Genomic DNA, 13,879 nt, shown 5'->3' with positions numbered 1-13,879 from the left:
GATGTGGCAGCGCTGACGAGCCAAACCCTTTCAGTGAGCTAACGCTTTCTGCGTCTCACATATTCCGCCGATACTCCCCACCCACGTCATACAGCGCAGGACTGATCTGCCCCAGCGAGTTGTACTTCACCGCTTCGATCAGCTGCTCGAACACATTGCGCCGATCGCGTGCCGTTACCTGCAGCACCTTGAGGCTGTCTGAGGCCAGCGCATTACGCGTCTCGCCATAGCGCTTCACGTTGGCGATCCGCTGACCCTTCTCTTCTTCCGTAGAACGGATCAGCTCGATCTCAGTGGCGATCTCGCCGCCGTGATACCCAGCCGACGACGCGCGCTGGAAGGTGTTGCCGCCGATCAGCGGCAGCAAGCCGCCGTGCATCTTGCTGCCTTGATTGAACAGGCTGTGGACCATCGACTCTTCCTAAATCGTGCTGCGCTCTGCAGGCAACTAGTTTCCATCGTCGAGCCATCATAAGACGTCGGGACGATCCACGCCCGCTCAAACCGCCACAAACTCCGAGCTGCCGTCGCCGAATGTCTCAGCTCGCCTCACCCGGCGCCGGCAAAGTCAGCTCGAATACGCACCCTCCACCCACCCGCGGCAGACAACGCACACTGCCATGGTGGCGATCGGCGATCTGCCTGACCAGGGCCAGCCCCAGCCCCCAGCCGCTGCCGGTTTCCGCGGTGTTGGCTGGGCGGTAGAACGGCTCGAAGATGCGTTCGCGCTCGGCTTCGACAATGCCCGGCCCGCGATCGCTGACCTGCAGGATGCGCTGGCCGTGGCCGTCGATGCCCAGCTGGGCATCCACGCCCTGGCCGCCGTATTTCAGCGCGTTTTCCAGCAGGTTGCGGATCAGCCGGCGCAACAGCCGCCCATCACCGCGGACTTCCGCGGGGACGACCTCGAATGCGATGTCGAGCCGCGAGCTCTCTTCCGCCACCAGCGCCGCCAGATCCACCGGGTCCTGCGGCGGCGCGGTCGTGACGGCGTCCAGTTTGCTGGACAGCAGGATCTCCTCGATCTGCTCGCCGATCTCGGCGCAGTCCTGGCGCATGCCGTGCAGCAACTCGGCGCGCGGTGCCGTCTCGTACAGTTCCAGCGCCAGCCGCACGCGCGCCAGCGGCGAGCGCAGCTCGTGCGAGGCGTTGACCAGCATGCGGCTGTGCGCTTCGAGCAGGCTCTCGACATGGTCGGCCATGCCGTTGAAGCTGGCCGCCAGGCTCGACACTTCGTCCTGACCGGATACCGGAGCGCGCACGCTGAGGTCACCTCCGCCGAAACGATCGACATCGCTGGCCAGCGCCTCGAGCCGTCGGGTCAGGCGGCGCACCACCGGATAGGTGCCAAGCGCGACGGCCAGTGCAATCAGGCCGATCAAGGCGAGTCCACCCAGATGCATTTGCAGCGAGTCCGTATGCTCGCGGGCGACGACCATGCGACCGTCGTCCAGCTTGATCAGCCGCGACACCGACATGCCGGGACCCGGCTTGCTCTGCGCGACCACGGCGGGGCTGCTGATGCCAGCCTGATTGCCGGCGCTCGCCAGGCGGACTCCCTGATGGTCATACAGGGCCAGCCCTTCGATCGGCGGCACCACCAACCGAGCCAGCGCTGCCTGCAACACTTCGGCGTTGCCAGCTGGCGGCAACGCCTGGCTGACCAGCGCCCCCATGAAACGGTCGTGATCCGTGTTGGCCGCGCGCTCGGCGGTGAATTGCCACAGCAACATGAAGAGGATGACCACCACCACCAGCGAGGCCAGCGTGGTCAGGTAAATGCGTACGTACAGGCGCTGGATCACAGCGGCGCTCCGTCGTCCTGCACGCGGGTGAACAGGTAGCCGACCCCGCGCAGGGTGAGGATGCGCTTGGGCTGCTTGGGCTGATCCTCGATCGCGGCGCGGATATTGGAGATATGCACGTCGATGGTGCGGTCGAACGCATCCATCGCGCGCCCCGCCACGCAATCGAGCAGCTGGTTGCGGCTGACCACGCGGCCGGCGCGTTCGGCCAGCGCCAGCAGGATGTCGAACTGGTAGCTGGTGAGGCTGCGGCACTGCCCATCCAGGCGCACCTGGCGCGCCTCGCGATCGATCTCCAGCCGACCGAAGCGCAGGATCGGATTGACCAGCGCGGTACCGCGACGCAGCACCGTGCGCAGCCGGGCCAGCAGTTCGCGCGGGTCGAACGGTTTGGGCAGGTAGTCGTCCGCACCCAGTTCGAGACCGACCACGCGATCGGTGGCTTCGCCGCGTGCGGTGAGCATGATGATCGGCACGCCGGTGGATTCGCGCAGCTGGGTGCACACGTCCAGGCCGCTCGCATCGGGCAGCATCAGGTCGAGGATGATCGCGTCCGGTGGCGCGCGCCGCTGTTCGGCCAGCGCCGCGCTGGCGGTGTGCCGCGAGGTCACCTGGTAGCCGCTCTGCGACAGGTATTGCTCCAGCATCCCGCACAGGCGCTCGTCGTCGTCGATGATCAGGATGCGTTGGGACACAGCTTGGCTCACTGCATGGCGGATGCAGCTGCCGCCCGTGCGGCGGCAGCTGCGGATCATGGGCGACGCATCACATGGCGTGATGTTGCGCCATGTGCGAGTCCATCATCTGGTCGATCTCGGCGCCCAGTTTCACACGTTGCGCGGGTGTCAGGGTGCGCGCGATCGCCACCGCGGTGTCCGACAGGCGCTGGCTGGCCGAGAGTGCCAGACGATCCTGCTCGGTGCGCAGGGTCGCGATGGCCGAATCGTCGATCGGGTCGGCGGCGAGCAGCGCCTTCAGGTGGCCGAAGGAGGCGTGGTAGTTCTGCATGTCGGCGTGTTCGGCCGTCATCGCCTGCTTCATGAGGGCCTGGATCTGTTGCTTCTGCGCATCGCTGGCACCGGCCTCGGTCAGCACCTTGTCGAAATGGGCGTGCAGTTCTTCCGGCGATTGGGCGCCCCCATGCATGTTCTGGAAGAAGGAGCTGCCACTGTCGGTGGTGGTTGCACTGACCGCGCGCGCCAGGTTCGGCACGGTCAGATACACGGCGGTCGAGCCGATAGCGAGTGCGGCAGTTAGCGCGAAGCTGCGCAGCAGCGTGGCCTTCCAGTGCGGGCCACGGGATGAGGCTGGGGTCAATGCGGTTGTTGTCGTGTTTTTCATGACGGGTACCTGTAGTTGGAATGTGGGGAATTGCCGCGACCATCGGATCCGCGGACAGGTACAGCGTGGCCGTCGCACGTTCAGCCCGAACAAGCGCCTTGTAAAGTTTTATTTAGAAGCCACGCGGCGTCGCTGTGACCCGCGCAGCTTGCGCGGGCGGTTTGCAAATCTTTACCTGACCCAGACATTCCCCAAAGACGCTACCGCTAGCGTGTCGGCCAGCATGGCGATTCCCGACATGCACCGCCCATAGGAATGATTGCGATGCTCCACGATGCCGCGATGCCCACTGACCCGTCCCTGCAGCGCACCCGCACCGCGGGAATCGCCATAGCAGCCGCCACCATCATCTCGACGATTTTCGTCGCACTCGATCACAGCGGTGGCGGCAACAATCCGCTGGAGGTTCTGCAGGGCATCGCCCGACTGCAGGGACTGAAGGAACTGGTGCATGCCGTGGCGATTGCCAGCGTGTGTGCCTTCGCGTTCGGCTATGCCACGCTGGCACGACGACTCGGACTGCACCGGCCGCTGGTACTGGCGGGTCTGACCACCTATCTGATCGGCTGCATCGCCATGATCGGCGCGACGATCACGGACGGCTTCGTGACCACGCATATCGCGATGGATGCGATCACCGCCACGCCCGAGCGCGTCGCCTTTGCCTACAACCTGATCCGCTACGCCGGCGTTGCGCTCAACGACATGGCGAAGCTGGGCTGGCTGCTGCAAGCCGCCGGCACACTGGCTTGGTCGGCTGCACTGGTGCAGGAGCGCGGATTCCATCGCACCGCCGGCGTAGTCGGCGTGCTGTCGAGCCTGCTGGTCATCGCCCTGATCGCCGGGTCAGCAACGTACATGACCATGACTTCCCTGCTCAGCGTGCTGGTGGCGCAACTGGTCTGGAATGTCGCGGCGGCCGTGCTTCTCGTGCGCAAGCCGGCCAACGCCGGAGCGCTCTCGCGGCAAGCAGACGGCGACGCTGCCATGCAGGCAATGACGTGAGCCGGTGATGCATGGCTCGACGGTGACGATGGTTCAAATGAAAAGGCCGCCTTTCGGCGGCCTTTTCATTGCTGGTTTATTGCAGTTCATCCGGCTTGAACGAATACCCATGCTTCTTCCAACCCGACGCGATGCCCATGTCGTAACCGTAGACCAGAGTCACCACAACGGCATTCTCGCTGGCGATATCCGGGTCGGCTTTCGCCATCAGCTGCGCGATGCGCTTGGCCATGGCGTCGTCTTCGGTCAGTGGCGCATCCAGTCGCAGCGATGACTGCAGGAAATGCGTGGTCCTGCCGTTCATGGATGTCCATCCGCGTACGACTTGCGCTGTCATGACGTGTGGCTGGGTCGACAGTATTTGGTACAGCGGCAGGATGCCCGCGAAAGTCTGGGTCTGCGCGAATCGGCTTGCTACCGCAGGCGCGCTCAGGGCGATAACGCCGAGCAGGGCCACCACGACGATATGCCCACGCCACATGATGGGAAACGGCACTGCTTGCGCCGCACGATCGAAACGCTCCACGTACGAACCCACCGCCAGATCGTGAAGGGACTGCCGCGTGCGGCGATTGAAAATGTAAAGGTAGACGATGGCGAACATGCCACCGAATACGACAAGAGCGAGCAGGTAACCCAACGGCGTCGACATCGCCAGCTTGGGATCGACCGGCAGGCCATTGGCAAAGAACGGAATTCCCAGCACGACGTAGCGCAGCAGCGAGCGTGGCAATGACAGCAACTGGTCGTGGGCATCAACGACACGCACACCAAGCCAGCGTTTGCCCAGCGTCTGTCCGCCGCCGATGCGACTGTTGCAGATGCCGAAATAGGCCAGCGCAATCACAAAGCCGATCAGCTTCGCATAGGCGCCCATGCGCGCGAACGTATCGAAAAGCAGCGCACCCATGATCAGGCCGACAATGCCGAGCAGAATCAGGTCGATCACTAAGGCGCCTAGACGACGCCAGAAGCCGGCAATCTTCCGATCCGGCCAACCTTCCCCATGCAATGCGTCCATGTACTTCCCCCTGAAGTCGGGACATCTTGCCCCAAGAATCATCGGGAGGCGAGGTGCGCTGCGACAAATGCGCCGCCTTCATGTTGGTGATCATCCAAATCGCCCCCGCGCCATTCCCCCACGCCATTTCCCGAGCACGCTCACATTTTGCGGCGAAGCACCGATGCTAGGCTTTCCTGGCAAAGGATTTCAGGGTCCGTCTTTCTTAAGGAGTTCGCATGTTTCCCTTCCAGCTTGCAACTGTGCCGCGGCGATCCCGCGGCAAGAAATCCACGATCAGGAGCACCAGCATGAAAACGGCAAGGACGCTCACCGTCGCTTTCGCCTTGCTCACCTACGGGGCGATTGCAATCGCTTCTGACAGCACAAGTCAGGTCATCCGCCGCGAGGCACCGAAAGGCATCACGACCACGTTCTATACGTGCATCGACAAGGCCGGCTCCGACACCATCGCTATCGGCGCGTGTCAGACCACGGAGAAGACCACGCAGGACGCGCGGCTCAACACTACGTACAAGGCGCTGCTCGGCAAGCTCCATGGCAAGGCGAAAGACCAGTTGATCAGCGCCGAGCGCGCCTGGCTCAAATTCCAGAACGAGGATGGCACGTTCCAGACCCTGCTCTACGGCGATGAAATCATCGACAACCTCGACTTGTCACAGAACGAGATTTTCAGCCTGTGCAAGAGGGCTGACGAATTGGACAGGTATTTGTCCCTCGCTAATGGCCTGTAAGCACATCACTGTTAAAGGAGTAACACGATGCCCACCCCCAACACACACGATATTGATTCGCTTACTGGTGCCACGTATTTCGTGGTCGGGCGCGGCACGGAAGGCGGCCAGTCTCCTTATCGACTCGCCATCGCTGGCGTTACCGACGCTGATTGGGGCCAGGTAGATAAAATCGCCGCCAACAGTGGCTATTCGCTGGGCACAATCCAGGTCGATCTCGGCCAGCGTGGAACCTGGGCACTCGGTGCAACCGACGGCGCCACGCTAAAGCCTGGCGAAACCACTTACGTCGACAGCATCATCGATCAGGCAGCGAAGTACGCGAAACCTCATGATCTGAAGTTCACGTCGGATACGGCGCAACTTCGCACCGATCTGCTGACACATGGCGATGGCGAACGTGGCCATAACAGCCTCACCTTCATCGACACTGACACGCGCGACAGCATCAATGCGTGGGCATCGTCCGAAGACGGCCAGAAGTGGATCCACAAGAACATCGACTATCCGCAGGTCAGGCAGGCGACGCAGTCGGCCATGGACATGCTGGACAAGTACGGCAAGAACATTCCGGAAGACCGTCGCTTGGAGACTGTCGCCATTCTGGCAAAGACGGAGAACCAGATCCCCTCGCAGATGGCGAAATTCGAGAAGGTGCTGAAGAGCGGCGGCGATTACAACGACGTGCTCGCCGAGGCCAGCGACTTAAAGCGCTATCACCGCTTCTACGATGGCCTGAAGGCCGCCGCTCTGGCCGAGCAATACAAGAACGTTTACGCGGACCCGGAGAAAGCGGCCGCTCTCGACCGCGCGCATGCCAAGGTAGGAGATGCGAATTTCGATCCCTCGAAGTCGGCAAGCGACCCAGACATCAAGGAAGCCCTGAAAGCGATCGGCCAAGGTGGACGTGCCCACACTCCGGGTGACCATGGTTCATTGCGCTTGGGCTCCCACGGCGACAAGGTCATTGGTTTGCAGACCGACCTCGCCAAGCTGGGTTTCACCGACGCGCACGACCGTGCATTGCATCCGGACGGCGACTTCGGCCCAGGCACAAAGGCTGCGGTCGAAAAGTTCCAGCGCGCGCATCACATGACGCCCGATGGGATCGCCGGCCCGAAGACGTTGAACGCTTTGCGGATGGCCGTGCAACCGCCGCAGCCGACGCTCGCCGATGCCACGCACCCCGGCAACGGGATGTACCTGCAGACACTGGGTGCCGTGCAACGCCTGGATGCGCAACAGGGACGCACGCCGGATCAGCGCAGTGACAACCTCGCGGCGTCACTGGCGGTCGCCGCCCACGGCAACGGCATGAGCCGGGTCGATCATGTCGTGCTGAGCGATGACGCTACTCGTGCGTTCGCCGTGCAAGGCGACACCAACTCCCTGTTCAAACGCTATACCGACGTCAACGTCGCCCAGGCAGTCGGTACGCCTCTCGCGCAGAGCAGCGTCCAGTGGCAGCACGAAATTCAACAAGTCGCCCCGGTCCAGAGCACGCCGTCCATGCAACAGACACAAAACCCGCAGGCAGATCAGCCGGCGATGCAGCGCTCACCGTAGAGGTCTCGCAGAATCCTCACGCCGCAATCCGCTCGATCTGGTCGACAGCTTTGCCGAGTACACGATGAGCCTCTTCCAGATCGTAGTCTGCCTGGAGTCCGAGCCAGAAGCGTTCACTGGTCCCCAGAGCCACGGCCAGACGCACCGCGGTATCCGCCGTTACACCACGCTTGCCGAGCACGATCTCGTTAATACGGCGCGGCGGCACGCCTGCAGCGCGCGCCAGGGCGTTCTGGCTGATGCCCATGGGCGTCAGAAACTCCTCAAGCAAGACTTCGCCGGGATGGATGTTGGGCAGGCTCTTCATGATCGACTCGTTGGTGTCAGTGGTAAACGACGATCTCCACGTCGTGGGCGTCACCATCAATCCATCGGCTCTCAACAGCCGAATGGCTGGTCAAATAGAAACGTCAACCGCCATATGGCGCAAGGCCTCATGAAGAAGGTCACGTAAGTGACCAGCGAGCCTGATGTAGATGCTCGGTGTGACCAACATTGCTGACAACGAGATCGACCGCCTTGACTCGAAAGCAGATTGGCTCCACCAGCTGACGCTCGATAGGCAGGTTATCGCGATATCCGAGCGTGATATGCGGCTCACTCATCCCGCGCGACCCCGACAGCCCGAATGGCTTCTGTGCATCCGCCAAAGCCAGACGCAGTCCATGCACATCACGCATCCCAGCGGCATCGGCCACGACAACAAGAGCGCGATTGTCACTTCCGAAGCGAGCACTTGTCTTCAACGTAAGTTCGAAGGATGGGCATGAGAAACGCTCCGCAGCCAGCTTCAGCGCGACATCCAACGGCTGCCGCTGCTGCTTCGATTTTCCACACTCTGCCACGCTGACGTGCAGGATTTCCGACGGCCGCGGAGTCACACCTGACAAACCCAGTTGCCGGAAAATGCGCTTTTGCCACTCGACAATACGCGGCAAGTCCTGCGCAGATGGATAGATGGCGAAGAACGTCGGCGCGATGTGACGAATCGCATCGAACCCGATGACGTCAGGTGCCAACGAACCGAGAAAGAGGTCGTCCATTCCCGTTACATGTTTCTGCGGTACTCCCCACCCACGTCATACAACGCATGACTGATCTGCCCCAGCGAGTTGTACTTCACCGCCTCGATCAGCTGTTCGAACACATTGCGCCGATCGCGTGCTGTCACCTGCAGCACCTTGAGGCTGTCTGAGGCCAGCGCATTGCGCGCCTCGCCGTAGCGCTTCACGTTGGCGATCTGCTGGCCCTTCTCTTCTTCGGTCGAGCGGATCAGTTCGATCTCGGTGGCGATCTCGCCGCCGTGGTCCTTCGGCAGGAAGGTGTTGACGCCGATGAGTGGCAACGAGCCGTCGTGCTTCTTGTGCTCGTAATACATCGATTCTTCCTGGATCTTGCCGCGCTGGTACATGGTGTCCATCGCGCCGAGTACGCCGCCGCGCTCGCTGATCGCCTCGAATTCCTTGTACACGGCCTCTTCCACCAGATCGGTGAGCACGTCGACGACGTAGCTGCCCTGCCACGGGTTCTCGTTGAAGTTGAGGCCGAGTTCCTTGTTGATGATCATCTGGATCGCCACCGCGCGGCGCACGCTTTCTTCGGTGGGCGTGGTGATCGCTTCGTCGTAGGCATTGGTGTGCAGGCTGTTGCAGTTGTCGAACAGCGCATACATCGCCTGCAGCGTGGTGCGGATGTCGTTGAACTGGATCTCCTGCGCGTGCAGCGAGCGGCCGGAGGTCTGGATGTGGTACTTCATCATCTGACTGCGACTGCTTGCGCCGTAGCGCTCGCGCATCGCGCGCGCCCAGATGCGGCGGGCGACGCGGCCGATGACGGTGTATTCCGGGTCCATGCCGTTGGAGAAGAAGAAGCTGAGGTTGGGCGCGAAGTCGTCCACGCTCATGCCGCGCGCGAGGTAGTACTCGACGATGGTGAAGCCGTTGCTGAGGGTGAAGGCGAGCTGGCTGATCGGGTTGGCGCCCGCTTCGGCGATGTGATAACCGGAGATCGACACCGAGTAGAAGTTGCGCACCTTGTTGTCGACAAAGTACTGCTGGATGTCGCCCATCATGCGCAGCGCGAATTCGGTGCTGAAGATGCAGGTGTTCTGCGCCTGGTCTTCCTTGAAGATGTCGGCCTGCACAGTGCCGCGCACCGCCTGCAGGGTTTCCGTCTTGATGCGCGCGTAGGTTTCCGCATCCACCAGTTCGTCGCCGGAGACGCCAAGCAGGCCCAGACCCAGCCCTTCGTTACCCTTGGGCAGGTCGCCGTGGTACTGCGGGCGCTGCACGTCCTTGTAGATCGCGGCGATCTTCTTTTCGGCAGCGGCCCAGCGGGCGTCGTCTGCGCGCAGGTACTTCTCGACGTTCTGGTCGATCGCGGTGTTCATGAACATTGCCAGGATCATCGGCGCGGGGCCGTTGATGGTCATGGAGACGGAGGTGCTGGGCGCGCTGAGGTCGAAGCCGGAGTACAGCTTCTTCATGTCGTCCAGGGTGGCGATGTTGACGCCGGAGTTGCCGATCTTGCCGAAGATGTCCGGGCGCGGCGCGGGGTCTTCACCGTACAGCGTGACCGAGTCGAACGCCGTGGACAGGCGCGTGGCGGCACCGCCCTGGCTGAGGTAATGGAAGCGGCGGTTGGTGCGCTCGGGCGTGCCCTCGCCCGCGAACATGCGGGTGGGATCCTCGCCGCTGCGGCGGTACGGATACACGCCGCCGGTGTACGGGTAATGGCCCGGCAGGTTCTCGCGACCGAGGAAGCTGACCAGCTCGCCCCAGTCCTTCGACTTCGGCGGCGCCACCTTCGGAATCTTCTGGTGGCTGAGCGAGTCGCGGTAGTTCTCGACGCGGATGACCTTGTCGCGCACCTTGTATTCGTTGACGTCGGCGGTGACCGACTTGTACAGCGCCGGCCATTCGCGCAGCTGGTGGATGGCTTCGTGGCTGAGTTCTTTGAGGGCGGCGTTGTAGCGTTGGCGCAGCAACAACAAGGAACGGTCGACGGGGTGCTTTTCTGTAGGAGCGGCTTCAGCCGCGACATGCGCCTCGGTCGCGGCTGAAGCCGCTCCTACAGGTGATGCGGGAGCAGGATGAAGATCAGCGTTGCGGTACAGCTCCAGCGGACGCGGCAACTTGTCATCACCGAGCTCCTTCAGCGCCTCATAGTAGTGCTGCGCCTTGCTGGCGTATTCGGCCTGATGCTCGATACCGCTGTTGATGCTGCGGCCCTGCTCGGCGATCTCGGCGAGGTAGCGCACGCGGCTGCCGGGAATCAGGACGGTGGCGCGCGGCGACTTCAGCGTAGTGTCGAGCTGCGGCGACCATTTCTCTTCCGTCAGCTTGAGCTTTTCGCGCATCAGGCGGCACAGGTTCGAGAACATCCAGGTGACGCCCGGATCGTTGAACTGACTGGCGATGGTGGGATACACCGGCACGTCTTCGTCTTTCAGGGTGAAGGCGGTGCGGTTGCGCTTCCACTGCTTGCGCACGTCGCGCAGCGCGTCTTCGGCGCCGCGCTTGTCGAACTTGTTGAGCACGACGAGCTCGGCGAAGTCGATCATGTCGATCTTCTCGAGCTGGCTGGCGGCGCCGTATTCGCTGGTCATCACGTAGACCGGGAAATCGACCAGGTCGACGATCTCCGAATCGCTCTGGCCGATGCCGGCGGTCTCGACGATGACGAGGTCGTACGGCTGGCTCTTCAGGAAATCGATGCAGTCGTGCAGCACGATGCTGGTGGCAGCGTGCTGGCGGCGCGTGGCCATCGAGCGCATGTAGACGCGATGGGACCTCAACGAGTTCATGCGGATGCGGTCGCCGAGCAACGCGCCACCGGAGCGGCGACGGGTCGGGTCGACTGCGAGCACGGCGATGCGCATCTGTGGAAACGCGTGCAGGAAGCGCAGCAGCAGTTCGTCCACCACCGACGACTTGCCTGCGCCACCGGTGCCGGTGAGGCCAAGCACCGGCGTGTGCTTGCCGGCAAGTTTCCACTGCTTGCGCTGGTGTTCGAGTTCGGTGTCGCTGAGCTTGCCTTCCTCGATCGCCGAGAGCATGTGGCCGATGGAGATCTCGTCGTCGATGTCGACCTTGGGCACCGTGTCGGTTTCGGACTCGGCACGCTTCGTCGCGGCCGAACCGGCGCGATGCATCACGTCCTCGATCATCTCGGTGAGGCCGAGCTTCATGCCGTCGTTCGGGTGGTAGATGCGCTCGACGCCGTAGGCTTGCAGCTCCTTGATCTCTTCCGGCGTGATGGTTCCGCCGCCGCCGCCGAACACGCGGATATGGCCGGCGCCGCGTTCCTTCAGCATATCCACCATGTACTTGAAGTACTCGACGTGACCACCCTGGTAGGACGACAGCGCGATCGCGTCGGCATCTTCCTGCAGCGCGGCGCGCACCACGTCTTCCACCGAACGGTTGTGGCCGAGGTGGATCACCTCCGCGCCCTGCGACTGGATGATGCGGCGCATGATGTTGATCGCCGCGTCGTGGCCATCGAACAGGCTGGCCGCGGTAACGAAGCGCAGCGGCGTGGCTTCAGCCTGCGTGGCGCCGGCGGGGACGTGCTTGGCGGGGGAACTCATGGCAACTCCGACATCGTGTGCTTGAACTTCACGATTCTAGTGGATCGTGAACAAGCGCGCGGTGTCGGGTGCGTACCCTGGCGTACGGCCATGCGCCGCAGCCGGCCGCTCTCTGTAGGAGCGACTTCAGTCGCGATGCTCTGAGGCTTGTCGAAATGCAAGATCAAGAGCGTCGCGACTGAAGTCGCTCCTGCATGTGAAAAATGCAGCGCGTGGCTGTGCGGGCTACACGCAGAGCGACAGGTTCGGACTGCCGACCACCCGCGTACCCACCTCTTCGCCACGAACGAAGGCGAGCGCGGCGTCGATCACTTCGGGCGCATCGAGCACCCGGCGATGGCCGAGTCCCTGCGTGGTGAGCAGGCGCGCGCCGGGCCAGTACTGGGCGTAACGCTCGCCCTCGCCCCACGGCACATCGTCATCGTCGAGATCGTGCACGATCAGGCCGGGCGCACCCAGCGCTGGCAGATGGTGATGCACCTGCAGTTGCTCGACACTGACGCCGGTGCGGCGCAGCAGCCACAGATAGAACGCTTCACGCAGATAGCCGCCAAGACGCACGAAACGGAAGAAGCGACCGACGGCCGCCGCCATGTCGGCGGCAGGCGCCACCAGGATCAACTTGCGCGCGTGCCAGGCCTCATCCTGCGCCAGGGCGACGGCTGCGCCACCGAGTGAGTGGCCGATCGCCAGCGCCGCCTCGCCGTAGTACTGGCCGATCGCGTGCACGGTATCGGTGAATTCCGGCAGCGTGCACAGCTTGCCGCTGCTGTAGCCGTGGCCGGGTTGATCGAAGGTGACTACGGCGAAACCCTGCGCGCGCAGCTTCGCCACCCACGGCAGGAAGCGCAGGCCGAAGCTGGACCAGCCGTGCACCAGCAAGGCGTAGGGTTGTGTCGCCGGATCGCCCCAGACATAGGTGGCGATGGTTTCGCCATTGATCTGGAGCTGGCCCCGCTGCATCTCGTCATCGCCCTGCGCGGCCTGTGCGCGGCTGCGGCTGCTGGCGAACGGCGTGGCGAACAGGCGCGCGGCACGATTCACCGTGCGCAGCGGCGCCAGCCGGCTGCCAAACGCAAAGCCGGCACGCACGGTGCCCAGCTTGAAGCGGGCGCCGAGCCCGGGACGAATGATCGAGGTATTAGCTCTGGAGGACATGTGCGTACTCCTCAGGATTGCCAGCTGCGCCAGAGACGCTCGAAGGCCTGCGCGGCGCGTTTGCCGGCCTCGTCGAACCCGAACAGCCCGGCATCGTGGTGCAGGCCGAGCATCAGGGCGTAAATCTCGAACGCGAGCTGGGCGGTATCGGTATCGCTGCGCAGGTGCCCTTCCGTCACGGCCTGTGCGATGGCTTTCTGCAATCCGTCACGCCACGCAGCCTGCTGCGAGACCACTTTATCGTGCAGTGCACCATTTCGTCCATCGTATTCGCTGGCCGCGGATAGCAGCACACAGCCGCTCTGGTATTCGCGCCCCCATTCGGTCCAGTGCGCCACGATGGCGCGCAGGCGCAGCAGGCCGCGCGGCTGCTTCAGTGCCGGCAGCAGAACCTTGGTCGCGAAGCGCTCGCCGCCGGCATCGAGCACGGCCAGCTGCAGGTCTTCGCGGGAGCCGAAATGGGCAAATACGCCACTCTTGGACATGCTTGCAGCAGCCGCAAGCGTGCCAATGGACAAACCTTCGAGGCCGTCCTTGCGGGCCAGCGCATAGGCGTGATCGAGGATCAGTTCACGGGTGGAGGCGCGTTTGCCGGGCTGGGTTGCCGTAGTCATGCCGGATAAAATAGCACGACCGTTCGTGCATTTCATCAACAAAA

General features: G+C 63.1%; 13 protein-coding genes. 3 read left to right on the top strand and 10 right to left on the bottom strand.

All coding sequences use genetic code 11. The features are described 5' to 3' along the window. Positions 1–55 precede the first annotated feature (55 nt). The 4 genes from B0E48_RS05255 to B0E48_RS05240 all read right to left on the bottom strand — a co-directional run bounded on the left by B0E48_RS05255 (position 56) and on the right by B0E48_RS05240 (position 3,146). A complete protein-coding gene (locus B0E48_RS05255; RefSeq protein ID WP_077516531.1) occupies positions 56–412 on the bottom strand; it encodes a methylmalonyl-CoA mutase in 357 nt (118 codons plus the stop codon). A 127-nt stretch (positions 413–539) separates the two neighbouring features. Then, positions 540–1,805, bottom strand: coding sequence for a HAMP domain-containing histidine kinase (locus B0E48_RS05250; RefSeq protein ID WP_077516529.1), 1,266 nt, complete (start codon positions 1,803–1,805; stop codon positions 540–542). Further along, on the bottom strand, positions 1,802–2,500 hold the full coding sequence (locus B0E48_RS05245; RefSeq protein WP_077517008.1) for a response regulator transcription factor: 699 nt from the start codon (positions 2,498–2,500) through the stop codon (positions 1,802–1,804). Before B0E48_RS05245 ends, B0E48_RS05250 begins: the two co-directional genes overlap by 4 nt. A gap of 70 nt (positions 2,501–2,570) precedes the next feature. Further along, positions 2,571–3,146, bottom strand: a complete 576-nt coding sequence (locus B0E48_RS05240) for a Spy/CpxP family protein refolding chaperone (protein ID WP_077516527.1) — start codon at positions 3,144–3,146, stop codon at positions 2,571–2,573. Positions 3,147–3,410: 264 nt separating this feature from the next. Between B0E48_RS05240 and B0E48_RS05235 the strand changes: the two genes are divergently transcribed. Next, positions 3,411–4,151: a hypothetical protein gene (locus tag B0E48_RS05235; RefSeq protein ID WP_168170287.1), complete on the top strand. Its 741-nt coding sequence runs from the start codon at positions 3,411–3,413 to the stop codon at positions 4,149–4,151. Positions 4,152–4,227: 76 nt separating this feature from the next. On the opposite strand, the gene B0E48_RS05230 is transcribed toward B0E48_RS05235, so the two are convergent. Then, positions 4,228–5,172: an RDD family protein gene (locus tag B0E48_RS05230; protein WP_168170286.1), complete on the bottom strand. Its 945-nt coding sequence runs from the start codon at positions 5,170–5,172 to the stop codon at positions 4,228–4,230. A 218-nt stretch (positions 5,173–5,390) separates the two neighbouring features. Here B0E48_RS05230 and B0E48_RS05225 point away from each other — a divergent pair, with 218 nt between their 5' ends. Beyond that, positions 5,391–5,906, top strand: coding sequence for a lysozyme inhibitor LprI family protein (locus tag B0E48_RS05225; RefSeq protein ID WP_254423850.1), 516 nt, complete (start codon positions 5,391–5,393; stop codon positions 5,904–5,906). A gap of 27 nt (positions 5,907–5,933) precedes the next feature. After that, positions 5,934–7,472, top strand: a complete 1,539-nt coding sequence (locus B0E48_RS05220) for an XVIPCD domain-containing protein (protein ID WP_077516521.1) — start codon at positions 5,934–5,936, stop codon at positions 7,470–7,472. 16 nt (positions 7,473–7,488) lie between these two features. On the opposite strand, the gene B0E48_RS05215 is transcribed toward B0E48_RS05220, so the two are convergent. The 5 genes from B0E48_RS05215 to B0E48_RS05195 form a co-directional block, all read right to left on the bottom strand. After that, positions 7,489–7,779: a HigA family addiction module antitoxin gene (locus B0E48_RS05215; protein WP_077517006.1), complete on the bottom strand. Its 291-nt coding sequence runs from the start codon at positions 7,777–7,779 to the stop codon at positions 7,489–7,491. A gap of 139 nt (positions 7,780–7,918) precedes the next feature. After that, entirely contained in the window at positions 7,919–8,515 is a 597-nt protein-coding gene (locus B0E48_RS05210; RefSeq protein ID WP_077516519.1) for a 2'-5' RNA ligase family protein, read from the bottom strand. Positions 8,516–8,520: 5 nt separating this feature from the next. Continuing rightward, a complete protein-coding gene (locus B0E48_RS05205) occupies positions 8,521–12,063 on the bottom strand; it encodes a methylmalonyl-CoA mutase family protein (RefSeq protein ID WP_077516517.1) in 3,543 nt (1,180 codons plus the stop codon). A gap of 225 nt (positions 12,064–12,288) precedes the next feature. Further along, entirely contained in the window at positions 12,289–13,221 is a 933-nt protein-coding gene (locus B0E48_RS05200; protein ID WP_077516515.1) for an alpha/beta hydrolase, read from the bottom strand. A gap of 11 nt (positions 13,222–13,232) precedes the next feature. Further along, a complete protein-coding gene (locus B0E48_RS05195; RefSeq protein WP_077516513.1) occupies positions 13,233–13,835 on the bottom strand; it encodes a TetR/AcrR family transcriptional regulator in 603 nt (200 codons plus the stop codon). Positions 13,836–13,879 lie beyond the last annotated feature (44 nt).

The sequence above is a fragment of the Rhodanobacter sp. C03 genome (genome assembly GCF_002001175.1).
Classification (GTDB): Bacteria; Pseudomonadota; Gammaproteobacteria; order Xanthomonadales; family Rhodanobacteraceae; genus Rhodanobacter.
Note: the sequence above shows the minus strand (reverse complement) of the source record. Positions and strands in the feature narration are given on the sequence as shown.

Bases quoted from the DNA above. Each gene is read 5' to 3' on its own strand.
- B0E48_RS05205 (WP_077516517.1), bottom strand. From the start codon at position 12,063: ATGAGTTCCCCCGCCAAGCACGTCCCCGCCGGCGCCACGCAGGCTGAA.
- B0E48_RS05195 (WP_077516513.1), bottom strand. From the start codon at position 13,835: ATGACTACGGCAACCCAGCCCGGCAAACGCGCCTCCACCCGTGAACTG.
- B0E48_RS05220 (WP_077516521.1), top strand. From the start codon at position 5,934: ATGCCCACCCCCAACACACACGATATTGATTCGCTTACTGGTGCCACG.
- B0E48_RS05225 (WP_254423850.1), top strand. From the start codon at position 5,391: ATGTTTCCCTTCCAGCTTGCAACTGTGCCGCGGCGATCCCGCGGCAAG.
- B0E48_RS05215 (WP_077517006.1), bottom strand. From the start codon at position 7,779: ATGAAGAGCCTGCCCAACATCCATCCCGGCGAAGTCTTGCTTGAGGAG.
- B0E48_RS05255 (WP_077516531.1), bottom strand. From the start codon at position 412: ATGGTCCACAGCCTGTTCAATCAAGGCAGCAAGATGCACGGCGGCTTG.
- B0E48_RS05210 (WP_077516519.1), bottom strand. From the start codon at position 8,515: ATGGACGACCTCTTTCTCGGTTCGTTGGCACCTGACGTCATCGGGTTC.
- B0E48_RS05230 (WP_168170286.1), bottom strand. From the start codon at position 5,172: ATGGACGCATTGCATGGGGAAGGTTGGCCGGATCGGAAGATTGCCGGC.
- B0E48_RS05200 (WP_077516515.1), bottom strand. From the start codon at position 13,221: ATGTCCTCCAGAGCTAATACCTCGATCATTCGTCCCGGGCTCGGCGCC.
- B0E48_RS05240 (WP_077516527.1), bottom strand. From the start codon at position 3,146: ATGAAAAACACGACAACAACCGCATTGACCCCAGCCTCATCCCGTGGC.
- B0E48_RS05235 (WP_168170287.1), top strand. From the start codon at position 3,411: ATGCTCCACGATGCCGCGATGCCCACTGACCCGTCCCTGCAGCGCACC.